The sequence below is a fragment of the Paraburkholderia sp. RL17-380-BIE-A genome (assembly GCF_046028085.1).
Taxonomy (GTDB): domain Bacteria; phylum Pseudomonadota; class Gammaproteobacteria; order Burkholderiales; family Burkholderiaceae; genus Paraburkholderia.
Genome location: NZ_JARESQ010000027.1, coordinates 1 through 25,273, shown reverse-complemented (window position 1 = coordinate 25,273; position 25,273 = coordinate 1). Strand labels below are relative to the sequence as shown.

Genomic DNA, 25,273 nt, shown 5'->3' with positions numbered 1-25,273 from the left:
GTTTGCGCACACGCGCAGACGGCCATTTTCTTTTTTGGCGCGAAATGGTCTGAAGCCCGCGGTCTGCAACCCGCGGCCTGAAACCCGCGTCAGAAAATTGCGCCGGCAAAATCACGTTGTCAGTTGACGGTCATTGCCGGCCCGGCTGCCAACGTCGCCGATTTTTGCGCGATCTTCGTTTTTCGCGCCTGCTTCCAGGATCTCACGATGCGCGTCTTTAATTTCTCCGCCGGCCCTGCGGCCATGCCCGAAGAAGTGCTGCGTCAAGCCGCCGACGAAATGCTCGATTGGCAAGGCAGCGGCATGAGCGTGATGGAAATGAGCCATCGCGGGAAAGAGTTCATGTCGATCCACGAGGAAGCGCTCGTCGATCTGCGCGACCTGCTCGAGGTGCCGGCGAGCCATCGCATTCTGTTCCTGCAAGGCGGCGGTCTCGGCGAGAACGCAATCGTGCCGATGAATCTGATGGGCGCGAAGCCGCGCGCGGATTTCGTCGTGACGGGTTCCTGGTCGCAGAAGTCGTTCAAGGAAGCGCAGAAGTACGGCACCGTGCATCTGGCGGCGAGCGGCCAGACGGCTGAGGGTTTTACCCGCGCACCCGCGCGCTCCGAATGGCAACTGTCGGACGACCCGGCTTACGTGCATCTATGCACGAACGAGACGATCCACGGCGTCGAGACGTTCGAGATTCCCGATCTCGGCGATATTCCGCTGGTGGCGGACGCCTCGTCGCATATCCTGTCGCGTCCCATGGACATCGCCAAATACGGCGTGCTGTTTGGCGGCGCGCAGAAGAACATCGGTATGGCCGGCGTGACGGTGGTGGTCGTGCGCGAAGACATGCTGGATCGTGCGCTGCCGATCTGCCCGTCGGCGTTCGAATGGAAGACCGTCGCCGAGAACAATTCGATGTACAACACACCGCCCACTTACGCGATCTACATCGCCGGGCTGGTGTTCAAGTGGTTGAAGAAGCAGGGCGGCCTTGCCGCGATGGAAGCACGTAATCTCGAAAAGTCGAAGCTGCTGTACGACGCGATCGACTCGAGCAGCTTCTATCTGAACAAGGTCGAACACGGCTCGCGCTCGCGGATGAACGTCCCGTTCTTCCTCGCCGACGAGTCCCGCAACGAAGATTTCCTGGCCGGCGCGAAAGCGCGGGGAATGGTGCAGCTAAAGGGCCACAAGTCCGTCGGCGGCATGCGGGCGTCGATTTATAACGCCGTCCCGCTCGAGGGCGTCAAAGCGCTTGTCGAATACATGAAGGAATTCGAACAGCGCAGCGCCTGAGTCATCAGGGCGCGCGCATCCTTTCCAGCACGCATTTGTGCAGCAGCTACCGGCAGGGCCGTTTTCACGCATGGACGACGAACTCAATACCCGACTCAAGCCTCTTCGCGAACGCATCGACGCCCTCGACGCGCAGTTGATCGCGCTCCTCAATCAACGCGCCGCGGTGGCGCTCGAGGTGGGCGAAGTCAAGAAGCATTTCAACGCGCCGGTGTTCAGGCCGGAGCGCGAACAGCAGGTGATCGCGCGTCTGCAGGACATGAGCGAAGGGCCACTCGCGAGCGAGCATATCAGTGCGATCTGGCGCGAGATCATGGCCGCGAGCCGCGCGCTCGAGAAGACCATCAAGGCCGCCTACCTCGGCCCGGTCGGCACCTACAGCGAGCAGGCGATGCACGAGTACTTCGGTCAGTCGATCGAAGGCTTGCCGTGTCCGTCGATCGACGAAGTGTTTCGCTCGGTCGAAGCGGGCGCCGCGGAATTCGGCGTCGTGCCGGTCGAGAATTCGACCGAAGGCGCGGTGTCGCGCACGCTCGATCTGCTGCTGCAAACGCAACTCACGATCGGCGGCGAACTGGCTTTGCCGATTCATCATAATTTGTTGACGCTAAACGGCGACCTCACCGGCGTGACGCGTGTTTGCGCGCACGCGCAGGCGCTCGCCCAATGCCAGCGTTGGCTGTCGACCAACGCGCCGCATCTGGAGCGCAAGGCGGTGTCGAGCAACGCGGAAGCGGCACGCATGGCCGCTGAAGATCCGACCGTGGCGGCGATCGCCGGCGATCGCGCTGCGACTCACTACGGCCTGCAGGTAGCGTATGCGCTGATCCAGGACGATCCGCACAACCGCACGCGTTTCGTGATGATCGGCAAGCAGCCCGCTGGCCCGAGCGGACACGACCAGACTTCGCTGATCGTTTCCGTGCAGAACGAGCCCGGCGCCGTGTTCAAGCTGCTGGAGCCGCTGGCGCGTCACAGCGTATCGATGACGCGCTTCGAATCGCGACCGGCGCGCGTCGGCACGTGGGAGTACTACTTCTATATCGACGTCGAAGGTCATCGCGACGATCCGGCGGTTGCTGCCGCGCTCGCCGAACTCGGCGAGAAGGCTGCATTCCTGAAAATTCTGGGCTCGTATCCGCGCGCCCGCTGAAGCTACTCAAGCGGCGGTCCGCAGCATCCGGGCGCGCCAGCCGCACATTCAATTACTCATAGTCGTTCGGAGAGTCTCATGACAGCGTCTTTCGGTCCTTCCTACGTTCGCGCTATTGCGCCTTACATTGCGGGCAAACCGATTTCGGAAGTGGCCCGCGAGTTCGGTCTGGACGAAGCGACCATCGTGAAACTCGCGTCGAACGAGAATCCGCTCGGCATGCCGGAGTCGGCGCAGCGTGCCATGGCGCAGGCCGCCAGCGAACTGGGCCGCTACCCGGATGCCAATGCGTTCGAGCTGAAAACTGCGCTGAGCGAGCGCTACGGCGTGCCGGCCGACTGGATCACGCTTGGCAACGGCAGTAACGACATCCTCGAAATCGCGGCGCATGCCTTTGTGGAAAAGGGCCAGTCGATCGTCTATGCACAGTACTCGTTCGCGGTTTACGCGTTGGCGACACAGGGCCTGGGTGCTCGTGCGATCGTCGTGCCGGCCGTCAAATACGGTCACGATCTCGACGCGATGCTCGCCGCGATCACCGACGACACGCGCCTGATCTTCGTCGCCAACCCGAACAACCCGACCGGCACGTTCATCGAAGGCGCGAAGCTCGAGGCGTTTCTCGACAAGGTGCCGCGCAACGTGGTCGTGGTGCTCGACGAGGCGTACACGGAGTATCTGCCGGAAGAGAAGCGCTACGACTCGATCGCGTGGGTGCGCCGCTATCCGAATCTGCTGGTGTCGCGCACGTTTTCGAAGGCGTTCGGCCTGGCGGGTTTGCGCGTGGGTTTCGCGATCGCACAGCCCGAGTTGACCGACCTGCTGAATCGTCTGCGTCAGCCGTTCAATGTGAACACGCTGGCGCAAGCCGCGGCGATCGCTGCATTGAATGACAAGGCGTTTCTGGAAAAGAGCGCCGCGTTGAACGCGCAAGGCTATCGCCGTCTGACCGAAGCGTTCGACAAGCTCGGTCTGGAATATGTGCCGTCGGATGGCAACTTCGTGCTGGTGCGTGTCGGCAACGACGACGCAGCCGGCAATCGCGTCAACCTGGCGTTGCTGAAGCAGGGTGTGATCGTGCGTCCGGTCGGCAACTACGGTTTGCCGCAATGGCTGCGCATCACGATCGGCCTGCCGGAAGAGAACGAAGCATTCATCGCGGCGCTCGAAAAAACGCTCGCCACCGCGTAAGCGGTAACCCTTGACCCGCGCGCCTCGTCGGCATGAAAGGCGCGCTCAATTTGTGACCGACGTGGCCGCGTTTTCTTTTAACAAGCTGGTAATTTTCGGTGTCGGCCTGATCGGCGGATCGCTCGCGCGCGCGTTGCGCGAGCGGCGCGAGACCGAGGGCGCGCGCAAGGTGATTGGCGTCGGACGTTCGTCTGCGTCGACCGAGCGTGCGCTGGAACTGGGCGTGATCGACGGCTCGGCGGCGCTAAATGACGACACTTCACTGCGAGAAGCGTTGTCCGGCGCCGACTTCGTGCTGCTGGCCGCGCCGGTCGCGCAAACGCAGCCGCTGCTCGAACGCATCGCCCCGTTTCTCGATGCGGCCACGATCATCACCGACGCCGGCAGCACCAAGTCGGACGTGGTCGCTGCTGCCCGTGCTGCGCTCGGCGCGCGTATCGGCCAGTTCGTGCCGGGGCATCCGATTGCCGGCCGCGAGGCAAGCGGCGTGGATGCCGCGTTGCCTGACTTGTATGTGGGCCGCAATGTCGTGTTGTGCCCGCTGCCTGAGAATGCGTCGGCAGACGTGGAGCGCGTCGCGGCCATGTGGCGGGCCACCGGCGCGCTGGTGCGCAATATGACACCTGAGCAGCACGACCGCGTGTTCGCGTCGGTCAGCCATTTGCCGCACGTGCTCTCGTTCGCGCTGGTCGAGCAGATTCTCAATTCGCCCGATGCCGCGCTGAAATTCTCGTTCGCGGCGGGCGGTTTCCGCGACTTCACGCGGATTGCCGCGTCGAGCCCGGAAATGTGGCGCGACGTGTGCGTGGCCAATCGCGTTGCGCTGCTCGACGAACTCGACGCCTATACGGCCGTGCTCGCGCGCCTGCGCGCGGCGATCGAAGCCGCTGACGGCGCCGCCCTCGAAACCGTGTTCGCGCGCTCGCGCGTGGCGCGTACCGAATGGCAGGAACAGCGCGCTGCCGGCGTCGCCAATAGCGACGCGTCGAAATAACCGGAAACTGGACTCAATCATGGAATTCCTCGATCTCGGACCGTTCTCCCGCGCGTCCGGCACGATTCGTCTGCCAGGTTCGAAGAGCATCTCGAACCGGGTGCTGCTGCTCGCGGCGCTCGCCGAAGGCGAAACGACGATCACGAACCTGCTCGACTCCGACGACACCCGCGTGATGCTCGACGCGCTCGAAAAACTCGGCGTGCGTCTGAAGCGCGACGGCGACACCTGCGTCGTGGCGGGCACGCGCGGCGCATTCACGGCGCGCACGGCCGACCTGTTTCTCGGCAACGCCGGCACGGCAGTGCGTCCGCTGACGGCGGCGCTGGCGGTCAATGGTGGCGACTATCGAATTCACGGCGTGCCGCGCATGCACGAACGGCCGATCGGCGATCTGGTCGACGGCCTGCGCCAGCTCGGCGCGAAGATCGATTACGAAGAGAACGAAGGCTATCCGCCGCTGCGGATTCGCCCCGGGCAGATCAACGCCGACGCGCCGATCACCGTGCGTGGCGACGTGTCGAGCCAGTTCCTGACCTCGCTTCTCATGACGCTGCCGCTGCTGCGCACCGAAAGCGGCGTGAGCACCGTGCAGGTGGACGGCGAACTGATCTCGAAGCCGTACATCGAGATCACCATCAAGCTGATGGAGCGCTTCGGCATCAAGGTCGAGCGCAACGGCTGGCATCAGTTCATCGTGCCGGCGGGGCAGCGGTATCAGTCGCCGGGCACGATCATGGTGGAGGGCGATGCGTCGTCCGCTTCGTACTTTCTCGCGGCCGGCGCCCTCGGCGGCGGGCCGTTGAGAGTGGAGGGCGTTGGCCGCGCGAGCATTCAGGGCGACGTCGGCTTTGCCGATGCGCTGATCAAGATGGGCGCGAACCTGCAGATGGGCGACGACTGGATCGAAGTGCGCGGCGTCGGTCACGACAACGGCAAGCTCGAGCCGATCGACATGGACTGCAATCTGATTCCCGACGCTGCCATGACGATCGCCGTCGCGGCCCTGTTCGCCGACGGCGCAACCACTCTGCGCAATATCGCCAGCTGGCGCGTGAAGGAAACCGACCGGCTCGCCGCGATGGCGACAGAACTGCGCAAGGTCGGCGCCAAGGTGCAGGAGGGCGAGGACTTCATCGTCATCGAACCGCCTGAAAAGCTGATTCCGAACGCCGCCATCGATACCTACGACGACCACCGCATGGCCATGTGCTTTTCGCTGGTGAGTCTCGGCGGCGTGCCGGTGCGGATCAACGATCCGAACTGCGTCGGCAAGACCTTTCCCGATTATTTCGAGCGCTTCATTGCGCTTGCTCAACCCTGATTCGACCCCAAATCGACCGACGTGCGACTTTTTCGATGAAACCGACCCGTCCCTTTCACCAGACGCCCGTCATTACGATCGACGGCCCGAGTGCCTCCGGCAAAGGCACCGTGGCCGCGCTGGTTGCCGCGAGCCTCGGCTTCCACTTGCTGGACAGCGGCGCGCTGTACCGTCTCGCCGCGCTCGCCAGCCTGCGCTACAACATTGCGGCGCACGATGCCGATGCGCTGACGAAGCTGATTGACGATCTGCATATCACTTTTCGCGAAGGGCTGGCGCAGCTCGACGGTGTCGATGTATCGGCAGAGATTCGCGCCGAGGAAGTCGGCAGCCGCGCCTCCGCGATCGCTGTGCACGCGCCGGTGCGTACCGCGCTGGTGGCGCGCCAGCGGGCTTTTCGTAAGGAACCGGGGCTGGTTGCCGACGGCCGCGACATGGGCACCGTGATCTTCCAGGACGCCGTGCTGAAGGTGTTCATGACCGCCAGCGTGGAGGCCCGCGCGGCGCGCCGGCATAAGCAATTGATCCAAAAAGGATTTTCTGCTAATATAGATGACTTGCTCCGGGATTTGCGTGAGCGCGACGAGCGTGACAGTCAGCGCGTAGCCGCGCCACTCAAGCCTGCAGCGGATGCAAAGCTGCTTGATACCTCCGCATTGTCGGTCGACCAGGCGGTCGAGCAGGTGGTGCAATGGTATGAAGCTTTAGTCCCGCATGCTTGATGAAAGTACGAGTTGTGCTTCGGGTGTGGGCGCAGTAGAAGTCCGTTGTCAGTAGGTGTTTCGCGATCGTCGCGAAGCTTGTATTAACCCTTTAACCCCGCGTGGCATTCGCACACTAGCCGTTATTGCTGACCATCCGGCCAGCCGGGCACCGCGAGAACCATGCAAATTTTGATTTTTATGTCCGACCTGCAAACCTCTACCCCGAATACCGAATCTTTTGCGGCTCTGTTCGAAGAGTCGCTGACCAAGCAAGACATGCGCGCCGGCGAAGTGATCTCCGCCGAAGTCGTGCGTGTTGACCACAACTTCGTGGTCGTCAACGCTGGTCTCAAGTCCGAAGCCTACATCCCGCTCGAAGAGTTCCTGAACGACGCGGGCGAGGTAGAAGTGCAGGCGGGCGACTTCGTTTCCGTCGCGATCGACGCGCTGGAAAACGGCTATGGCGACACGATCCTGTCGCGCGACAAGGCGAAGCGCCTGGCTTCGTGGCTGTCGCTGGAAAAGGCTCTCGACAACAACGAACTCGTGACCGGCACGATCACGGGCAAGGTCAAGGGCGGCATGACCGTCATGGTCAACGGCATCCGCGCGTTCCTGCCGGGTTCGCTGGTTGACACGCGTCCGGTCAAGGACACGACCCCGTACGAAGGCAAGACGCTGGAATTCCGCGTCATCAAGCTCGACCGCAAGCGTAACAACGTCGTGCTGTCGCGTCGTGCCGTGATCGAAGCGACCCAAGGCGAAGAGCGCGCAAAGCTGCTCGAAACGCTGAAGGAAGGCGCGATCGTGGAAGGCGTGGTGAAGAACATCACCGATTACGGCGCGTTCGTGGACCTCGGCGGCATCGACGGCCTGCTGCACATCACCGACATCGCATGGCGTCGTGTGCGTCACCCGAGCGAAGTGCTGTCGGTTGGCCAGGAAGTCACCGCGAAGATCCTCAAGTTCGACCAAGAGAAGAACCGCGTTTCGCTGGGCATCAAGCAACTGGGCGACGATCCGTGGGAAGGTATCTCGCGCCGCTACCCGTCGGGCACGCGCCTGTTCGGTAAGGTCACCAACATCACCGACTACGGCGCATTCGTCGAAGTCGAATCGGGCATCGAAGGCCTGGTTCACGTGTCGGAAATGGACTGGACGAACAAGAACGTTGCACCGTCGAAGGTTGTGCAACTGGGCGACGAAGTCGAAGTCATGGTTCTCGAAATCGACGAAGACCGCCGCCGTATCAGCCTCGGCATGAAGCAATGCAAGCCGAACCCGTGGGACGACTTCAGCCGCAACTTCAAGAAGGGCGACAAGCTGCAAGGCGCGATCAAGTCGATCACCGACTTCGGCGTCTTCATCGGTCTGCCGGGCGGCATCGACGGTCTGGTTCACCTGTCGGACCTGTCGTGGTCGGAAACGGGCGAAGAAGCAGTTCGCAAGTACAAGAAGGGCGACGAAGTGGAAGCGATCGTTCTCGGCATCGACGTCGAGAAGGAACGCATTTCGCTGGGTATCAAGCAGCTCGAAGGCGACCCGTTCAGCAACTTCGTTGCCATGAACGACAAGGGTTCGATCGTCGACGGCGTGGTCAAGTCGGTGGACGCGAAGGGTGCCGTGGTTCAGCTGTCGGCTGAAGTCGAAGGCTACCTGCGCGCTTCGGAAATCGCACAAGACCGCGTGGAAGATGCTCGCAACGTGCTGAAGGACGGCGACAAGGTCAACGCGATGATCATCAACATCGATCGCAAGTCGCGTGGCATCAACCTGTCGATCAAGGCCAAGGATTCGGCTGAGCAACAGGAAGCGATCCGCGGCCTGGCTTCGTCGGACTCGAGCTCGGCTGCTACCGGCACGACGAACCTCGGCGCGCTGCTGAAGGCCAAGCTCGACGGCCAGAACCAGTAAGCCTGAGAGGTCTGCTGCAGTATGACCAAATCGGAATTGGTCGCCCAGCTGGCTACGCGATTTCCGCAACTTGTTCTTAAAGATGCGGATTTCGCGGTGAAGACGATGCTTGATGCGATGTCGGAGGCACTTGCCAACGGTCATCGCATCGAAATTCGTGGCTTCGGCAGCTTCGGCCTTAACCGCCGTCCCTCCCGCGTCGGGCGTAATCCGAAGTCGGGCGAGAAGGTGTTGGTACCTGAGAAGTACGTACCGCACTTCAAGCCGGGCAAGGAATTGCGCGAGCGGGTAGATCGTCGCGCGGGCGAGCCGCTGAAGGCCGAAGAGCCGGATGACGACCTGTAAATGCTTCGCTGTGTTATTTGCAGCGTGGCATGGGTAGCGTCAGCGGCCAAAGCCAGTCGGCAAAAGACCAGAAAAAGCGCCTTCGGGCGCTTTTTTTCGTCTGTACGTTTTGCGCGTGCGCATTCACTTGGATCGACGTGCGATTGGCTGGTAGCGCCTCCCGCCGAGCCGTCTACCCGCGTGACCGCCTGACCACCCAATCACCCAATCACCCAATCACCCAATCACCCAATCACCCAATCACCCAATCACCGACTCGCCCGCGCGCGTAGCCGTTTGCGGCAAGATGTAGCACGATAAAGCCCCGTAAGCCCCTAATCCGCCAGTTCCTGCCCAGCCGCGAGGGCTTCAATTACAATACGGGTCACTTCGGCGCGGGCAACACCGTGGCGCGACGCGTCATCAAGCCGGCGTCACCCCGCAACTGCCGTCAAGAGACCTATACATGAAATTTATCGTCTGGCTGATCCGTGTGCTGGTGTTCGTGCTGCTGCTGGTGCTGGCGCTCTCCAACACACAACCTGCTACGCTGAATTTCCTCGCCGGCTACGCATGGTCGGCGCCGTTGATCCTGATCGGCCTCGCCTTCTTCGTGGTAGGGCTGCTGGCCGGGCTGGTGTCGTCGATGCCGGCCATGGTGCGTTTGCGCATGGAAAACGGCCGGCTCAAACGCGAGTTGCGCGTGGCGCGCGAAACCCCGGTCGTGGTCGAGCAACCGCCCATGCCGCCGCTGATCTGAATTCCCTTCGCCGCGCGCATGAGCGCGGCTTTCCGTCTTCGCTTTCCCGCACATTTGCATTTATCGCATGGATCTAGACTTCTGGTGGCTGCTTGTCATACCCGTCGCTTTCGCGTTTGGCTGGATGGCTGCGCGCTACGACCTCAAGACGCTGCTGTCTGAAAGCGCCAACCTGCCGCGCTCGTATTTTCGCGGCCTGAATTTCCTGCTCAACGAGCAGCCGGACCAGGCGATCGACGCGTTCATCGAAGTGGTCAAGCTCGATCCTGAAACGGTCGAACTGCACTTCGCGCTGGGCAACCTGTTCCGTCGCCGCGGTGAAACGGATCGCGCGATTCGCGTGCATCAGAATCTGTTGAGCCGTGCCGACCTGCCGGTCAGCGAGCGCGATCATGCGCTCTATGAGTTGGGGCAGGATTTCCTGAAAGCGGGCTTGCTCGATCGCGCCGAAGAAACCTTCCGCTCGCTCGAAACCGGCGACTACGCGCTGGGCGCGCAGCGCGCGCTTCTCACCATCTACGAAATCGAGAAGGACTGGGTCAAGTCGATCGACACGGCCCGTCATCTGGAAACGATGGGTGCGGAGTCGCTCGACAAGGAAATCGCGCAGTTCCACTGCGAACTCGCGCAGGAAGCGCTGCAACAGAAGAAGCCCGACGAGGCCCGCCGTCAGCTCGGTTTCGCGTTGAAGGCGAACCCGACCAATGTGCGCGCCACGATCCTGTTCGGCGACGTCGACGCGGCCGGCGGCGCGCCGGAAGCGGCGATCGCCCAATGGCGGCGGGTGGAGGAGCAGAATCCGGCTTATCTGCCGCTGGTCGCGGAAAAGCTGATGAAGGCTTACGAGGCGCTCGGCCGTCCGCAAGATGGCGCCGATCTGCTCACCACGTGGGTGGACCGCTATCCGACCAACGATCTGCTGGACGTGGCTTACCAGCACGTCGCATCGCTGCGCGGACCCGAGGCCGCGCATGCGCTGGCGCGCTCACAAATGCAGAAGTCGCCGAATCTGGCGGGCATGACGCGGCTGCTCGAGGCGCAGGAAGCCGTCGCGGAAGAACCGCGCCGCAGCGAACTCGAACTGATGCGCACGCTGATTCGCCAGCGCACCAAAAATCTGCCACGGTATACGTGCCAGAATTGCGGTTTCAGGGCGCGGCTTTTTTACTGGCAGTGCCCGGGTTGCAGCGGTTGGGAAACCTATGCGCCGCGCCGGGTCGAGCCGATCACCGCGTCGAACTGACACGCGGGTGGTCACGCCGGGTCCAGCCACGCGCTCGCGCCGCGAATCCGCGCGTGGCAAGCGTCCTCGCTCGGGCGGATCTCGCAACCTGTTCATGACCGGCTTTATCGTCGGGAATCATCACCGGAACCTTCTACCGGAAAGCGTATGAAAATCACCATTATCGGCACGGGCTATGTGGGTCTCGTCACCGGCGCGTGCCTCGCCGAGATCGGCCACGACGTTTTCTGTCTGGACGTCGATCCGCGCAAGATCGAAATCCTCAACAACGGCGGCGTGCCGATTCACGAGCCCGGCTTGCAGGAGATGATCGCCCGCACGCGCGCGGCGCGCCGCATCACGTTTTCCACGGATGTCGAAGCCAGCGTCGCGCACGGCGACGTGCAGTTCATCGCCGTCGGCACGCCCCCGGACGAAGACGGTTCGGCCGATCTGCAATACGTGCTCGAAGCGGCCCGCAACATCGGCCGCACGATGAACGGCTTCAAGGTGATCGTCGACAAATCGACGGTACCGGTCGGCACCGCGCAGCGTGTACGCGCGGTGGTCGAAGAAGAACTGGCCAAACGCGGACTCGCGGGCAGCGCGCAACATCGCTTCTCGGTGGTGTCCAATCCCGAATTCCTGAAGGAAGGCGCGGCGGTCGACGACTTCATGCGCCCCGACCGCATCGTGATCGGCCTGGATGAAGACGAAGCCGGCCTGCGCGCGCGCGAACTGATGAAGCGTCTGTACGCGCCGTTCAACCGCAATCACGAACGCACGCTCTACATGGACGTGCGCTCGGCCGAATTCACCAAATACGCCGCCAATGCGATGCTCGCCACGCGCATCTCGTTCATGAACGAAATGTCGAATCTGGCGGACCGCGTCGGCGCGGATATCGAAGCGGTGCGCCGCGGCATCGGCTCCGATCCGCGCATCGGCTATCACTTCCTGTATGCCGGTTGCGGCTACGGCGGCTCGTGTTTCCCGAAAGACGTCCAGGCGCTGATCCGCACGGCTAGCGAGAGCGGCCACAATCTGCGCATCCTCGAAGCGGTCGAGGAAGTGAACGACAAGCAGAAAGACGTGCTGGTGCATAAGATCACGGCCAAGCTCGGCGACGATCTGAGCGGCCGTACGTTCGCCGTGTGGGGGCTCGCGTTCAAGCCTAATACCGACGACATGCGCGAGGCGCCGAGCCGTCGCCTGATCGCGGAACTGCTCGCGCGCGGCGCCCACGTGCGGGCGTACGATCCGGTTGCGGTGACCGAAGCGCGCCGCGTGTTCGCGATGGATCTGCATGACGTGCCGGACCAGTTCGCGCGACTCACCTTCGCGGGCACGCAGGACGAAACGTTGACGGACGCCGACGCGCTCGTGATCGTGACCGAATGGAAAGAATTCAAGAGCCCGGATTTCGTGCATCTGAAATCGGTGCTGAAGTCGCCGCTGATTTTCGACGGACGCAACCTGTACGAACCGGACGCGATGACCGAACTCGGCATCGACTATCACTCGATTGGACGCCCTTATGCCCAACCCTCTGAACTTCCGGCCAATGCCTGAGACCGTGCCCGGCGCCATCCCGTCCACGCCCGCGCCGCAGCTCACCGTCGTGCCGCGCGAACAGCTCGCCGCGGCGCGCGTGCTGGTGGTGGGCGACGTCATGCTCGATCGCTACTGGTTCGGCGACGTGAATCGCATTTCGCCGGAAGCGCCGGTGCCGGTCGTGCACGTGCAGCGTCAGGAAGACCGCTTGGGCGGCGCGGCGAACGTCGCGCGCAACGCGGTTGCGCTCGGCGCTCAAGCAGGCTTGCTATGCGTGGTCGGCCATGACGAACCTGGCGAGCGCATCGTGCAGTTGCTGAACGAAAGCGGCGTGAAGCCCTATCTCGAGCGTGACCCGGCGCTTCTCACCACGATCAAGCTGCGTGTGCTGTCGCGCCAGCAACAGCTGCTGCGCGTCGACTTCGAAAACTCGCCGGCGCACGAAGTGCTGCTCGCCGGTCTCGCACGATTCGACGAACTGCTGCCGTCGCACGACGTGATCCTGATGTCCGACTACGCGAAGGGCGGCCTGACCCACGTCACGCAGATGATCGCGAAGGCGCATGCGGCGGGCAAGCCGGTGCTGGTCGATCCGAAGGGCGACGACTGGGAACGCTATCGTGGCGCGACGCTGATCACGCCGAACCGCGCCGAATTGCGCGAGGTGATTGGCCAGTGGAAATCGGAAGAAGATCTGCTCGCGCGCGTGACGAAACTGCGCACCGATCTCCAGTTCAAGGCGTTGCTGCTGACGCGCTCGGAAGAGGGCATGACGCTCTTCTCGGACGACGGCGTCCTGCACGCATCGGCTGTCGCACGCGAAGTGTATGATGTCTCGGGCGCGGGCGACACCGTGATCGCCACGCTTGCCGCGATGCTCGGCGCGGGTCTCACGCTGGTCGAGGCGGTCGGGCTCGCGAATCGCGCGGCCGGCATCGTGGTCGGCAAACTCGGCACCGCCACCGTCGACTACGACGAACTTTTTCATTGATGCGGCCCGCCGGGTCCCTCGCCGTGCTTTTATCAACGGCGTGTAACAGGAACCCGCGCGGCGTCGACTGAACCTGTCGATCGGAGCGAGCGCCAGGCGCTGACTCCGATCCCATGCCAAGCTCACTATCGCAGGATCATCAATCATGACCCTCATCGTCACCGGCGCGGCCGGTTTTATCGGCAGCAATCTCGTGAAGGCGCTCAACGAGCGCGGTGAACAACGCATCATCGCGGTCGACAATCTGACGCGCGCGGACAAGTTCAAGAACCTCGTCGACTGCGAGATCGACGACTACCTCGACAAGACTGAGTTCGTCGAACGCTTCAAGCGCGGCGACTTCGGCAAGGTGCGCGCGATTTTCCACGAAGGCGCCTGCTCGGACACGATGGAAACCGACGGCCGCTACATGATGGACAACAACTTCCGCTACAGCCGCGACGTGCTCGACGTCTGCCTCGCGCAGAACATCCAGTTCCTGTATGCGTCGTCGGCGGCAACGTATGGCGGCTCGAGCCGCTTCGTCGAAGAGCGCGAAGTCGAACAGCCGCTGAACGTATACGGCTACTCGAAGTTCCTGTTCGATCAGGTGATCCGCCGCGTGCTGCCCACCGCGAAGAGCCAGATTGCCGGCTTCCGTTATTTCAACGTCTACGGGCCGCGCGAAACGCATAAGGCGCGCATGGCGTCGGTGGCGTTCCACAACTTCAACCAGTTCCGCGCCGAGGGCAAGGTCAAGCTGTTCGGCGAATACAACGGCTATGCCGCGGGCGAACAGACGCGCGACTTCGTTTCGGTTGAAGACGTGGTGAAGGTCAACCTGTTCTTCTTCGACAATCCGGACAAGTCGGGCATCTTCAATCTCGGCAGCGGCCGTGCGCAACCGTTCAACGACATTGCCAGCACGGTGGTCAACACGCTGCGCTCGCTCAACAACGAACCGGCGCTGTCGCTCGCGGATCAGGTGCAGCGCGGGCTGATCGAATACATTCCGTTCCCAGACGCCTTGCGCGGCAAGTACCAGTGCTTCACGCAAGCGGATCAATCGAAGCTGCGCGCGGCCGGCTACGACGCGCCGTTCCTGAGCGTGCAGGAAGGTGTCGACCGTTACGTACGTTGGCTGTTCGGCCAGGTGTAAATAATTCGGATCCCTCTTTAAACTGGAATCTCCCGGTTGGTGATGGTCGCCAACCGGTTGTACGAGGGAGATTCCATATGTTTCGAAAAATTCTGGTTACCGCGGCCATGCTCGCCGCTTTTGGCCACGCTTATGCGGCGGTCGACGTCAACACGGCTAATGAGGATGCGCTGCGCGGCATCAAGGGCATCGGTCCTGCCAAAGCGAAAGCCATTCTCGACGAGCGTGCAGCGCATGGTCCGTTCAAGGACCCGGCCGATCTCGGCAAGCGCGTCAAAGGCATGGGCGGGCATACCGTCGAGCGCCTGCAGGCGGAGGGTCTCGCTATCGGTCCGGCTGGCGCGGCTGCTAACCCGCAGGCTGCGGCGTCTGCACAGACCAAAGGCGCGGCCGCTGCGGCCAACACGCCGAAGAACAACGCCACGGTGGCGGTGAAGAAATAGTCTCACGCGCAGCTGGCGCGCGGGCCTGCTGGGTCGTGCGGCGGCTGCGTCGCCCTGATTTTCCCTTCATGGTCGGAGTCGTCAAGAACGCTCCTTCAGCTGTCATGCAGATGACTGGCTCCCGCGGTTCTCAGCCGCGGGCTTTTTGTGCTGCGTCCCCTCACTCAGGGGAGCCTGCATCCATGCGCTCAGAAGGGCCGCACGGCAGTCGTGTGCACGGTGGTTTAGAATCGATGGATTGAGACTTTGCGCGGCGACAGCACCAGAACCAATATGGCTTACAAAACGATTGAAGACACGATCGGCAATACGCCGCTCGTACAACTCGTCCGGCTCCCCGACGACGAGATCCGCAGCCGCAATAACGTGATCCTTGCGAAGCTCGAGGGCAACAACCCCGCGGGGTCGGTGAAGGACCGTCCGGCGTTGTCGATGATCGCGAAAGCGGAAGCACGCGGGCGTATCAAGCCAGGCGACACGCTGATCGAATCGACCAGCGGCAACACCGGTATCGCGCTTGCCATGGCGGCCGCGATCCGTGGCTACAAAATGGTCCTGATCATGCCGGAAGATCTGTCGGTGGAGCGCCGTCAGAGCATGGCCGCGTATGGCGCGCAGATCGTTCTCACGCCGGTCACGGGCGGCATGGAGTACGCACGCGATCTGGCCGAGCAGATGCAGCGCGAAGGCAAGGGCATCATCCTCGACCAGTTCGCCAATCCGGACAATCCGGCCGCGCACGTCGAAGGCACCGGCCCGGAAATCTGGCGCGACACCGAAGGGCGCATTACGCACTTCGTGTCGTCCATGGGTACGACCGGCACGATCATGGGCGTGTCCACCTATCTGAAAGAGCAGAATCAGGCTATCGAGATCATCGGTGCGCAACCCGAAGAGGGTTCGCGCATTCCGGGCATTCGCAAATGGCCGGAAGCCTATTTGCCGAAGATTTTCGATCGCAGCCGGGTGGACCGCGTGGAGAATGTGAGCCAGGCCGCGGCTGAAGCCATGGCGCGCCGTATGGCGTCGGTGGAAGGCATCTTTGCCGGCATCTCGTCGGGCGGCGCGTGCGAAGTGGCGCTGCGCGTCGCACGGCAGGTCGAGAACGCGACGATCGTGTTCATTGTTTGCGACCGCGGCGACCGCTATCTGTCGACGGGTGTGTTTCCCGCGTGAGCGCGTAGCTTGAAGCCGCTCGCGCAATGAAAAAGCGCCGGTTCAGAAGACCGGCGCTTTTTTTCGTCTTGTGGCATTGCGGGACGCACCCGGCGCCCGCACCGCCAGCTATTGCGAGGCCGCAACCGGCGGCGCGGCGTTGTTGACGGCGTTGGTCGCGTCGCTTGCTTCCATCTGCGCCTTGACCCGCTGGCCCAACTGATACACCGCGAGCGCGTAGAAGAAGCTGCGGTTATAGCGCGTCAGCACGTAGAAATTTTTCAAGCCCAGCATGAACTCGGTGCCGCGTCCGGGCGAGGGCAGATCCACCACCGTGACCGGCGTGCCGGCTTCCGACGCGATGTCCACGCCCGGTTCGTTCAGCAGCAAGCCGGCGCGCAGCAATTGGTCGAGCGGCCAGTGCGGCTCCGGCTGGCCGTCGGCGGCCGCTTGCGCGACGCCCAGGCTGCCGGCGTCCGAGCCGATCTTCCACACTACTGGCCGGCCGTTTTCCCAACCGTTCTGGCGCAGGTAATTCGCCACGCTGCCGATCGCATCCGCCTGACTCGTGCGCAAGTCGATCTGCTTGTTGCCGTCGTAGCTCACCGCGTATTGCACGATGCTGCTCGGCAGGAACTGCGGAATGCCGATCGCGCCGGTGTAGGAACCCAGCACCGTGGTCGGATCGATCTGCGAGTCGCGCGTCCATACCAGGTAGTCTTCGAGATTCTTGCGGAAGGTCGCCTGGCGGTCCGCGCGATTAGCGGTGCCCGGATAGTCGAAGCTGAGCGTGGTCAGCGCGTCGAGCACGCGGAAGTTGCCCATGAAGCGCCCATAAATCGTCTCCACGCCGATGATGCCGACGATCACTTCCGGCGGCACCCCGAACTCTTCATAGGCGCGTTGCAGCGTGGCCTGATTCGCGCGCCAGAAGCGCACGCCGGCATTGATGCGGACCTGGTCGAGAAAGCGCGCCTGGTACACGCGCCAGTTCTTGACCGCGGGCGAAGGCGACGGCGTCACGAGCTTGACCGCGGTCGCCGAATAGCTCACGCCGGCAAAGAGTGCGTGCAGCGCGGACTCGTCGAAGTCGTAGCGCGCGACCATGTCGTTGATGAACGCGTCGACATTGGGGTTGTTCGCGTAGCGCTGCGGGATGATCTCTTCTTCAAACGTTTGCCCTTGAGGTACAGCGGGTTGCGGCTGGCCTTGCGCGAGCAGCACCGATGGTTTCTTGCCGGCACTTTGCGCGATCGCGGGACTGGTTGCCATGATCATGCACGATGCGACGGACAGTGCGGCGGCCATGGACGTGATGCGTAGCCGGTTTCGTGCAGACAGAGCAAGCTTGACGGTCATAGTGAGCTAAGGCGCGGTGCGCGGGAGACGAGGGAAGACGGGAAAAATCGATCGGGGCAGTATACCCGACGCCTCCCCGCAAAACTGTGCCTGACGCGTCACAGCCGCATCGTGTGGTAACTTGATGACTGTTGGCGCGCCGAGGGCGCGCGCCCCTGGATGGAGACATGCCGCACGCGTTCGAAACGCGTCGCCGCAGAAAAGAATCATGGCAACTGGCTTTTATTCCCACCACGACTGTCTGCTGCACGATATGGGGCAATGGCATCCCGAATGCCCCGCGCGCCTGCAGGCAATTGAAGACCAATTGATCGGAAGCCGCATCGATTCGCTGATCGAGCGCGAGATGGCGCCGCTTGCCGACGAAGCCGCGCTGCTGCGCGTGCATACGCAAGCCCACGTCGATTACATCCGCAGCCGCTCACCCGCTGAAGGCACCGCCGAAATCGATCCCGATACGACGATGAACCCGCACACGTTGAAAGCCGCGCTGCGTGCGGCGGGCGCAGCGGTAGCCGCGACCGACGCGGTGATCGAAGGCCGCTACGACAATGCCTTCTGCAGCATCCGGCCGCCCGGCCACCACGCCGAACCGGCGCGCGCCATGGGCTTCTGCTTCTTCAACAATATCGCGATCGCCGCGCGTCATGCGCTCGAAGTGCACGGCCTCTCGCGCGTCGCGATCATCGACTTCGACGTGCATCACGGCAACGGCACCGAGGCGGCCTTTTCGGGCGACTCGCGCGTGCTGATGTGCAGCTTCTTCCAGCATCCGTTTTATCCGTTCACCGGCGCCGACAACCAGGCGCCCAACATGTGCAACGTGCCGATGCCGGCGCGCTCGAAAGGCATGGCGGTGCGCGAGGCGGTGGACATGCTGTGGCTGCCGCGCCTGCACGAGTTCAAACCGGAGATGGTGTTCATCTCGGCTGGCTTCGACGCGCATCGCGAGGACGACCTCGGCAACATGGGCCTTGTCGAAGACGATTACGCGTGGATCACCGATCAGATGCGCGAAATCGCGAAGCGCTATTCGCGCGGGCGCATCGTGAGCTGTCTCGAAGGCGGCTACAACCTGTCCGCGCTGGGTCGCAGCGTGGTCGCCCACGTGCGCTCGCTGGCCGGGATCTGAGCCGTCGCGCGGCGCGCAGCGCCATCCACTCTATGAGGAGCGAGCCATGAACGCCGATGCGCGCGACGCGTCACTGGTCGAGATCGAACACGGCGCGTACGGCGTGCCGGGCGTGGTGCGTGTGACGATGAACCGGCCCGATGCCTTTAACGCGCTCTCCGAAGCCTTGCTCGACGACCTGCAGACGGCATTGAGCGAGATCGGCCGCTCGGACGCGCGCGTGGTCGTGATCGCCGGCGCGGGCCGGGCGTTCTGCGCGGGACACGATCTGAAGGAAATGCGCGCCGCGCCTTCGCTGGCGTACTACCAGGCGCTGTTCGCCCGCTGCACGAAGCTCATGATGACGATCCAGCGCTTGCCGCAACCGGTGATCGCGCGGGTGCAAGGCATTGCGACTGCGGCCGGTTGCCAGCTCGTCGCGATGTGCGATCTGGCCGTTGCCGCCGACACGGCCCGCTTTGCGGTTTCGGGCGTGAACCTCGGGCTCTTCTGCGCGACGCCTGCCGTGCCGCTGTCGCGCAACCTGTCGCGCAAGGCCGCGCTCGAATTGCTGCTCACCGGCGATTTCATCGACGCCGTGGGCGCGAAGCGGGAAGGGCTCGTGAACCGCGTCGTCCCTGCGGATGCGCTGGACGCGGAAATCGCACGGCTTGCCACCAGCATCTGTGCGAAACCCGTCGAAGCCGTGAGCGCCGGCAAAGGCCTCTTCTATCGCCAGTTGGAAATGGGAATCGAAGCGGCTTACCAGCTTGCCGGCCAGACGATGGCCTGCAATATGATGGATGAGTCGGCGCTGGAAGGCGTGCAGGCGTTCATCGACAAACGCCCGCCCGACTGGAAGCGTGACGCGGGCTAGCCGCGTCGATCAGGCTCTCGCCACCAGCCGTTTTTCGATCCACTCGATCAACGCCCCGATCACCCGGTCGCGGTCGATGTCGTTCATCGTCTCGTGATAGCTGCCTTCGTGCAGAGTGAGCGTCTTGTCCGGCGAGCCCGCGTGCTCACCGAATTCGCGGCTGCCTTCGGGTTCGGTGAGCTTGTCGGCGGTGCCGTGATAGACCAGCAGCGGCACTCGCAAGCCCGCCCGGCCGCGTTCGATGCGCGCCATCGCCAGTAACAGCTCCGCGCCGGTGCGCGCGGGAATCGCGCCGTGATGCACGAGCGGATCGTTGCGATTGGCGTTCACCACGGGTTGAAGGCGGGATAACAACGCGGCGTCGATCTTCATCGCCGGGAAGCTCGGATAGAGACGGCTGATCACCTGGCTCAGCTTGAGCATCCAGCGCGGCACGTCGCGGCCCGGCGCCAGCGCCGGGCTCGACAGGATCAGCCCGTTCAGGCGCCGGCCGCTCGCTTCGAGGCGCTCGATCGCGTAGAGCGCAGCCACGGCGCCGCCCATGCTGTGGCCCATCAGGAAGAGCGGGGCGCAGCTTTGCGCGGCGGCGTCGAGCAAAGCTTGCGCGTCCAGCAGATAGTCGTCGAAGCGCTTCACGTAAGCCCGCTTGCCGGGTGCGTGGCCGTGGCCACGCAGATCGATCGCCACCAGTTCGACGCCGGCTGCGTTCAGGCGCGCGGCCAGCGCCGCGTAACGACCGGCGTGCTCGGCCAGCCCGTGGAGCAGCACCACGGTCGCGCGCGTCGGCGTGGCGGCCGGCCAGCGGTACAGCGGTAGTTCCACGCCGTCCCCCGTCGTGACCGACGAGCGTAGCGGCTCGCCGCTGTTCCGTTTGCCCGCGATGGGCCGCACCGTGTTGCTTGGAGATGTTTCCATGGCTACCGCTTATCCTGATTTTGTTTCGCCCGATCATAGTCGCAGCGGCCGTGCGCACGCGAGCACCTCGCACCGGGCGGGCCTCTAATTCCAACAGGTTATGAAAAGATCGTAATTGATTATTAAAGGGAATGTCAGCGCTGCGGTAGAATTGCGGGCTCAAATCCCAATAAAAGCAACGGCGGCCGCTTGTCGGGAGCGCATCACGCTCGCTGACAACCTCCGCCGTTTCGTTTTTCCATGATCGAAATACGCAATATCTCCCAGCGGTTCGCCGGGCCCCGGGGCTGGGTCGAGGCGCTGCACAACGTCAATCTGTCGATTCCGGCGGGTGAGGTGTTCGGCATCATCGGCCGTAGCGGCGCGGGCAAGAGTACGCTCGTGCGCACGCTCAACCTGCTGACACGCCCGAGCGAGGGCAATATCGTCGTCAACGGCCGCGATCTGACGACGCTGCCCGCCGCGCAATTGCGCGAGGCGCGCCGCGAGATCGGCATGATCTTCCAGCACTTCAATTTGCTGTCGTCGCGCACCGTGTACGAAAACGTCGCGCTGCCGCTCGAACTCGCCGGCATGAAACGCGATGAAATCGAAGCGAACGTGTTGCCGCTACTCGACCTGGTCGGCCTGTCGGCGCAGAAGGATCGTTATCCGGCGCAGATCAGTGGTGGTCAGAAGCAGCGCGTCGGCATCGCGCGGGCGCTGGCGAGCAAGCCGAAAGTGCTGCTCTCCGACGAGGCGACTTCCGCGCTCGATCCCGAAACCACGCGCGCGATTCTCGACCTGCTCAAGCGCATCAACCGCGAACTGAACCTGACGATCGTACTGATCACCCACCAGATGGACGTGATCAAGCAGGTTTGCGACCGCGTCGCCGTGCTGGATGCGGGCCGCGTGGTTGAAGAAGGCAAGGTCATCGACGTGTTCCTGCAACCGCATCACGAAGTCACGCGCGCATTGATCGGCGACGTGATCGCGCAGGAATTGCCGCCCGCCATGAAGGCGCGTGTCGCCGAGCGTCTCAAGACAGGCAGCGGTCACTTGTTGCGACTCGCGTTCACCGGCTCCGGCGTCGATCAGCCGATCCTGTCGGAAACCATTCGCCGTTACGAACTCGACTTCAACATCCTGCACGGCCAGATCGACGAGATCCAGGGGCAGGCGTTCGGCTCGCTCGCGGTGCTCGCGGGCGGTGAACCGGCGAAAGTGGCGCAGGCGCTGACATATCTGCGTGAACAGGGTGTGGTGGTGGAGGAGCTGTCGTATGTTGAGTGAAATGTTGGACATGTTCGTCCAGTCGTTCTGGGAAACGCTCGTCATGGTGGGCATTTCCGGACTGGTCGGCGCTTTGGTGGGCTTGCCGCTCGGCGTGCTGCTGTATCTGACGGATCGCCAGGGCGTGCTGCAGAACATCGCGGTAAATCGCGTGATGGGCGTGATCGTGAATGCGGTTCGCTCGACGCCGTTCATCATCCTGCTCGTCGCCGTGATTCCGTTCACGCGCCTCGTGGTGGGTTCGTCGATCGGCACGGCGGCCGCCGTCGTGCCGCTGACGATCGCCGCCGCGCCGTTCATCGCGCGTCTGGTGGAGACTGCGTTGCGCGAAGTGGATCGCGGGCTGATCGAAGCCGCGCAGGCGATGGGCGCGACCACCAGCCAGATCGTCTTCAAAGTGTTGTTGCCGGAATCGCTGCCGGGCGTGGTTGCCGGCTTGACGATCACTTTCGTCTCGCTGGTCGGCTATTCGGCGATGGCCGGCGCGATCGGCGGCGGCGGTCTCGGCGATCTCGGCATTCGCTACGGGTATCAGCGTTTCCTGCCGGAAGTGATGTTGACGGTCGTGGTGATTCTGATCGTCTTCGTGCAGTTGGTGCAGTCGTTCGGGGATTGGCTCGTGCGTCGTTTGAGCCATAAGTAAAACAACAATTTCGAATAGGTTTGGAAAGGTCCATCATGCAACGTCGTTTCATTCTCAAACTGGCTGCCGTGCTCGGCGCCACGTCCCTGTTCGCTGCCGGCGCGGCTCGCGCTGAAGATTCGATCAAGGTCGGCGTCACCGGCGGCCCGCACGCGCAGATCATGGAAGTCGTGAAGACGGTCGCGGCGAAGAACGGTCTGAACATCAAGATCGTCGAATTCTCGGATTACGTGCAGCCGAACGCCGCGCTCGCAGGCGGCGATCTGGACGCGAACAGCTACCAGCACGACCCGTATCTGGAGGCGCAGGTGAAGGATCGCGGCTACAAGCTGATCCGCATCGCCGATACGGTGACGTACCCGATGGGCATCTATTCGAAGAAAGTGAAGACGCTGGCCGAACTGCAGCCGGGCGCGAAGATCGCTGTGCCGAACGATCCGACCAACGGCGGCCGCGCGCTGCTGTTGCTGCAAAAGCAGGGCTTGCTGAAGCTGCGTGCCGACGCGGGCCTGAAGGCGACGCCGCTCGATATCGTCGAGAACCCGAAGAAGCTGAAGATCGTGGAACTCGACGCCGCGCAAATTCCGCGTTCGCTGAACGACGTGGACGCGGCCGCGATCAACACGAACTTCGCGATGGAAGCGGGTCTGAAGCCCAAGCAGGATGCCATCGCGATTGAAGATCCGAAGGGGCCTTACGTGAACATCATCGCGATCCGCGAGGCGGACAAGAATAAGCCGTGGGTCGCCAAGCTGGTCGCGGCGTATCATTCGCCGGAAGTGAAGCAGTTTGTTGAAAGCAAATTCGGCGGGGCCGTGATCACCGCCTGGTGAGCCGGCGGCCTGCAGAGCAAGCAAGATACGACGGCAATGCAAAATTAGAGTCGTAAGTCGGAACCCGGGGTTGTCGCCCGGGTTTTTTCGAGATTAAAATAGAACGACCGTTCGATATTGCCGTCACGCCGCTGAGGAGCGATATCCTCCTGCTAAAGCGCCCGCGACAGGGCTGCCGCGAGGGCAGTCGTTATAATGTTCGTTGGGTTGACGTATTCGTAACTTTGGAGCGTGTGCATGAAAATCCTGGTGCCAGTCAAGAGAGTGGTCGATTACAACGTGAAAGTTCGAGTCAAATCGGACGGCACGGGCGTCGACATCGCGAACGTGAAGATGTCGATGAATCCGTTCGACGAAATCGCGGTTGAAGAAGCGGTGCGTCTGCGTGAAGCGGGCGTGGCGACCGAAGTGATCGCCGTGTCGGCGGGTGTGACGCAGTCGCAGGAAACGCTGCGCACGGCGTTGGCGATCGGCGCGGATCGCGCGATCCTGATCGAATCTTCGGAAGAGCTGCAGCCGCTGGCCGTGGCCAAGCTGTTGAAGGCGCTGGTCGATAAGGAACAGCCGCAGCTTGTCATTCTCGGCAAGCAGGCTATCGACGACGATTCGAACCAGACCGGCCAGATGCTGGCTGCTTTGGCCGGGTTGCCGCAAGCGACGTTCGCCTCGAAGGTTGTCGTCGCTGACGGAAAGGCTACGGTGTCGCGTGAAGTGGACGGTGGCGCTGAAACGCTGTCGCTGACGCTGCCGGCTGTCATCACGACGGACCTGCGCCTGAACGAGCCGCGCTACGTGACGCTGCCGAACATCATGAAGGCGAAGAAGAAGCCGCTGGAAACGATCAAGCCGGAAGACCTGGGTGTCGACGTCACGCCGCGCCTGAAGACGCTGAAGGTTGTCGAGCCGCCGAAGCGCTCCGCCGGTGTGAAGGTGCCGGATGTGAAGACGCTGGTCGAGAAGCTGAAGACCGAAGCCAAGGTGCTGTGAGGGAGACAGAGCAAATGACAAATCTGGTAATTGCAGAACACGACAACGCGTCGATCAAGGCCGCGACGCTGAACACGATCGCAGCGGCGCAGAAGATTGGTGGTGATATTCACGTGCTGGTCGCGGGCCACAACGCGCAGGCCGCAGCGGATGCGGCAGCGAAGATTGCAGGTGTTTCGAAGGTCCTGCTCGCCGACGCGCCGCAACTCGAAGCGGGTCTGGCAGAAAACGTCGAAGCAACGGTGCTGAACATCGCGAAGGACTACACGCACATCCTCGCGCCGGCAACGGCATACGGCAAGAACATCGCGCCGCGTATCGCCGCGAAGCTCGATGTCGCGCAGATCAGCGACATTACGGCGGTGGACAGCGCCGATACGTTCGAGCGCCCGATCTACGCAGGCAACGCAATCGCAACGGTGCAATCGGCTGACCCGATCAAGGTCATCACAGTTCGTTCGACCGGTTTCGACGCTGTGGCAGCGGAAGGCGGCAGCGCAACGGTCGAGAAGATCGAAGCGGCAGCAGACAGCGGCATTTCGTCCTTCGTGAGCCGTGAAGTGACGAAGCTGGACCGTCCGGAACTGACGTCGGCGAAGATCATCGTTTCGGGCGGCCGCGGTTTGGGCAACGGCGAGAACTACACGAAGGTTCTCGAACCGCTGGCAGACAAGCTGAACGCAGCGCTGGGTGCATCGCGTGCAGCAGTGGATGCGGGCTTTGTGCCGAACGACTACCAGGTGGGACAAACCGGCAAGATCGTCGCGCCGCAACTGTATGTCGCGGTCGGCATCTCGGGAGCGATCCAGCACCTGGCCGGCATGAAAGACAGCAAAGTGATCGTCGCGATCAACAAAGACCCGGAAGCGCCGATTTTCAGCGTCGCCGATTACGGTCTGGTGGGTGATCTGTTCACGGTCGTGCCGGAACTCGTTAGCGAGCTGGGCTAAGCGCCGAAGCGCCTTGTAAAAGGCGTCTGGCAACACGCGAAGGGCGCGGGACCGATCAAGTCCGGCGCCCTTTTTTTATATCAACGGCGGGAGGAGACGAAAATGAGCTATACGGCACCCATCAAGGACATGCTGTTCGTGATGAAAGAACTGGCCGGTCTCGAAC

General features: G+C 62.8%; 25 protein-coding genes. 23 read left to right on the top strand and 2 right to left on the bottom strand.

What is annotated here, in order from left to right:
• The first annotated feature begins 207 nt into the window (after positions 1 to 207).
• The 15 genes from serC (at position 208) to cysM (ending at position 16,178) form a co-directional block, all read left to right on the top strand.
• On the top strand, positions 208 to 1,290 hold the full coding sequence (gene serC / locus P0D68_RS32680) for a 3-phosphoserine/phosphohydroxythreonine transaminase (protein ID WP_091801087.1): 1,083 nt from the start codon (positions 208 to 210) through the stop codon (positions 1,288 to 1,290).
• A gap of 70 nt (positions 1,291 to 1,360) precedes the next feature.
• On the top strand, positions 1,361 to 2,443 hold the full coding sequence (gene pheA, locus P0D68_RS32675) for a prephenate dehydratase (RefSeq protein WP_408296438.1): 1,083 nt from the start codon (positions 1,361 to 1,363) through the stop codon (positions 2,441 to 2,443).
• Between the two features lie 78 nt (positions 2,444 to 2,521).
• Entirely contained in the window at positions 2,522 to 3,634 is a 1,113-nt protein-coding gene (hisC, locus tag P0D68_RS32670) for a histidinol-phosphate transaminase (RefSeq protein ID WP_091800077.1), read from the top strand.
• Between the two features lie 52 nt (positions 3,635 to 3,686).
• Positions 3,687 to 4,628, top strand: a complete 942-nt coding sequence (locus P0D68_RS32665) for a prephenate dehydrogenase (RefSeq protein ID WP_408296442.1) — start codon at positions 3,687 to 3,689, stop codon at positions 4,626 to 4,628.
• A 19-nt stretch (positions 4,629 to 4,647) separates the two neighbouring features.
• Entirely contained in the window at positions 4,648 to 5,952 is a 1,305-nt protein-coding gene (gene aroA, locus P0D68_RS32660; RefSeq protein ID WP_408296445.1) for a 3-phosphoshikimate 1-carboxyvinyltransferase, read from the top strand.
• A 35-nt stretch (positions 5,953 to 5,987) separates the two neighbouring features.
• On the top strand, positions 5,988 to 6,674 hold the full coding sequence (gene cmk, locus P0D68_RS32655; protein ID WP_408185319.1) for a (d)CMP kinase: 687 nt from the start codon (positions 5,988 to 5,990) through the stop codon (positions 6,672 to 6,674).
• 162 nt (positions 6,675 to 6,836) lie between these two features.
• Positions 6,837 to 8,570, top strand: a complete 1,734-nt coding sequence (gene rpsA, locus P0D68_RS32650; RefSeq protein WP_091800091.1) for a 30S ribosomal protein S1 — start codon at positions 6,837 to 6,839, stop codon at positions 8,568 to 8,570.
• A gap of 21 nt (positions 8,571 to 8,591) precedes the next feature.
• Entirely contained in the window at positions 8,592 to 8,915 is a 324-nt protein-coding gene (locus P0D68_RS32645; protein ID WP_007180889.1) for an integration host factor subunit beta, read from the top strand.
• Positions 8,916 to 9,360: 445 nt separating this feature from the next.
• The gene (locus P0D68_RS32640) at positions 9,361 to 9,654 is read left to right on the top strand and encodes a LapA family protein (RefSeq protein ID WP_091800094.1); all 294 of its coding nucleotides are present in this window, start codon (positions 9,361 to 9,363) and stop codon (positions 9,652 to 9,654) included.
• 67 nt (positions 9,655 to 9,721) lie between these two features.
• Positions 9,722 to 10,897 (top strand): lipopolysaccharide assembly protein LapB, encoded by a 1,176-nt coding sequence (gene lapB, locus P0D68_RS32635; protein ID WP_091800097.1) that lies wholly within the window; start codon positions 9,722 to 9,724, stop codon positions 10,895 to 10,897.
• A 147-nt stretch (positions 10,898 to 11,044) separates the two neighbouring features.
• Positions 11,045 to 12,448, top strand: coding sequence for a UDP-glucose dehydrogenase family protein (locus P0D68_RS32630; protein ID WP_408296450.1), 1,404 nt, complete (start codon positions 11,045 to 11,047; stop codon positions 12,446 to 12,448).
• Positions 12,414 to 13,421, top strand: coding sequence for a D-glycero-beta-D-manno-heptose-7-phosphate kinase (rfaE1, locus tag P0D68_RS32625; protein ID WP_091801090.1), 1,008 nt, complete (start codon positions 12,414 to 12,416; stop codon positions 13,419 to 13,421). The genes P0D68_RS32630 and rfaE1 overlap by 35 nt, the downstream gene beginning before the upstream one ends.
• Before the next feature lie 145 nt (positions 13,422 to 13,566).
• Positions 13,567 to 14,559 carry an ADP-glyceromanno-heptose 6-epimerase gene (gene rfaD, locus P0D68_RS32620; RefSeq protein ID WP_106283259.1) on the top strand — a complete coding sequence of 331 codons (993 nt, stop codon included), beginning with the start codon at positions 13,567 to 13,569 and terminating at the stop codon, positions 14,557 to 14,559.
• 77 nt (positions 14,560 to 14,636) lie between these two features.
• Positions 14,637 to 15,002 carry a ComEA family DNA-binding protein gene (locus P0D68_RS32615; protein ID WP_091800106.1) on the top strand — a complete coding sequence of 122 codons (366 nt, stop codon included), beginning with the start codon at positions 14,637 to 14,639 and terminating at the stop codon, positions 15,000 to 15,002.
• Positions 15,003 to 15,275: 273 nt separating this feature from the next.
• Positions 15,276 to 16,178 carry a cysteine synthase CysM gene (gene cysM, locus P0D68_RS32610; RefSeq protein WP_091800109.1) on the top strand — a complete coding sequence of 301 codons (903 nt, stop codon included), beginning with the start codon at positions 15,276 to 15,278 and terminating at the stop codon, positions 16,176 to 16,178.
• 108 nt (positions 16,179 to 16,286) lie between these two features.
• Here the strand turns inward: cysM and mltB are convergent, their stop codons facing one another.
• The gene (gene mltB / locus P0D68_RS32605) at positions 16,287 to 17,435 is read right to left on the bottom strand and encodes a lytic murein transglycosylase B (RefSeq protein ID WP_091801093.1); all 1,149 of its coding nucleotides are present in this window, start codon (positions 17,433 to 17,435) and stop codon (positions 16,287 to 16,289) included.
• A 289-nt stretch (positions 17,436 to 17,724) separates the two neighbouring features.
• Here mltB and P0D68_RS32600 point away from each other — a divergent pair, with 289 nt between their 5' ends.
• Together P0D68_RS32600 and P0D68_RS32595 are read left to right on the top strand one after the other, a co-directional pair.
• Entirely contained in the window at positions 17,725 to 18,648 is a 924-nt protein-coding gene (locus P0D68_RS32600) for a histone deacetylase family protein (RefSeq protein ID WP_408296455.1), read from the top strand.
• Between the two features lie 46 nt (positions 18,649 to 18,694).
• Positions 18,695 to 19,504: an enoyl-CoA hydratase gene (locus P0D68_RS32595; protein ID WP_408296458.1), complete on the top strand. Its 810-nt coding sequence runs from the start codon at positions 18,695 to 18,697 to the stop codon at positions 19,502 to 19,504.
• A 9-nt stretch (positions 19,505 to 19,513) separates the two neighbouring features.
• Here P0D68_RS32595 and P0D68_RS32590 read toward each other — a convergent pair whose 3' ends face one another.
• Positions 19,514 to 20,419, bottom strand: coding sequence for an alpha/beta hydrolase (locus P0D68_RS32590; RefSeq protein WP_408296461.1), 906 nt, complete (start codon positions 20,417 to 20,419; stop codon positions 19,514 to 19,516).
• A 240-nt stretch (positions 20,420 to 20,659) separates the two neighbouring features.
• Between P0D68_RS32590 and P0D68_RS32585 the strand changes: the two genes are divergently transcribed.
• The 6 genes from P0D68_RS32585 to P0D68_RS32560 all read left to right on the top strand — a co-directional run.
• Positions 20,660 to 21,694, top strand: a complete 1,035-nt coding sequence (locus tag P0D68_RS32585; RefSeq protein WP_091800121.1) for a methionine ABC transporter ATP-binding protein — start codon at positions 20,660 to 20,662, stop codon at positions 21,692 to 21,694.
• Positions 21,684 to 22,337 (top strand): methionine ABC transporter permease, encoded by a 654-nt coding sequence (locus P0D68_RS32580; RefSeq protein ID WP_091800124.1) that lies wholly within the window; start codon positions 21,684 to 21,686, stop codon positions 22,335 to 22,337. Before P0D68_RS32585 ends, P0D68_RS32580 begins: the two co-directional genes overlap by 11 nt.
• Positions 22,338 to 22,372: 35 nt before the next feature.
• A complete protein-coding gene (locus P0D68_RS32575) occupies positions 22,373 to 23,170 on the top strand; it encodes a MetQ/NlpA family ABC transporter substrate-binding protein (protein ID WP_091800127.1) in 798 nt (265 codons plus the stop codon).
• Between the two features lie 237 nt (positions 23,171 to 23,407).
• Positions 23,408 to 24,157: an electron transfer flavoprotein subunit beta/FixA family protein gene (locus P0D68_RS32570; protein WP_091800131.1), complete on the top strand. Its 750-nt coding sequence runs from the start codon at positions 23,408 to 23,410 to the stop codon at positions 24,155 to 24,157.
• A 14-nt stretch (positions 24,158 to 24,171) separates the two neighbouring features.
• On the top strand, positions 24,172 to 25,107 hold the full coding sequence (locus tag P0D68_RS32565; RefSeq protein ID WP_408296466.1) for an electron transfer flavoprotein subunit alpha/FixB family protein: 936 nt from the start codon (positions 24,172 to 24,174) through the stop codon (positions 25,105 to 25,107).
• A 102-nt stretch (positions 25,108 to 25,209) separates the two neighbouring features.
• On the top strand, positions 25,210 to 25,273 hold a 64-nt coding region (locus P0D68_RS32560; RefSeq protein WP_408296495.1), incomplete at its 3' end, for an acyl-CoA dehydrogenase N-terminal domain-containing protein.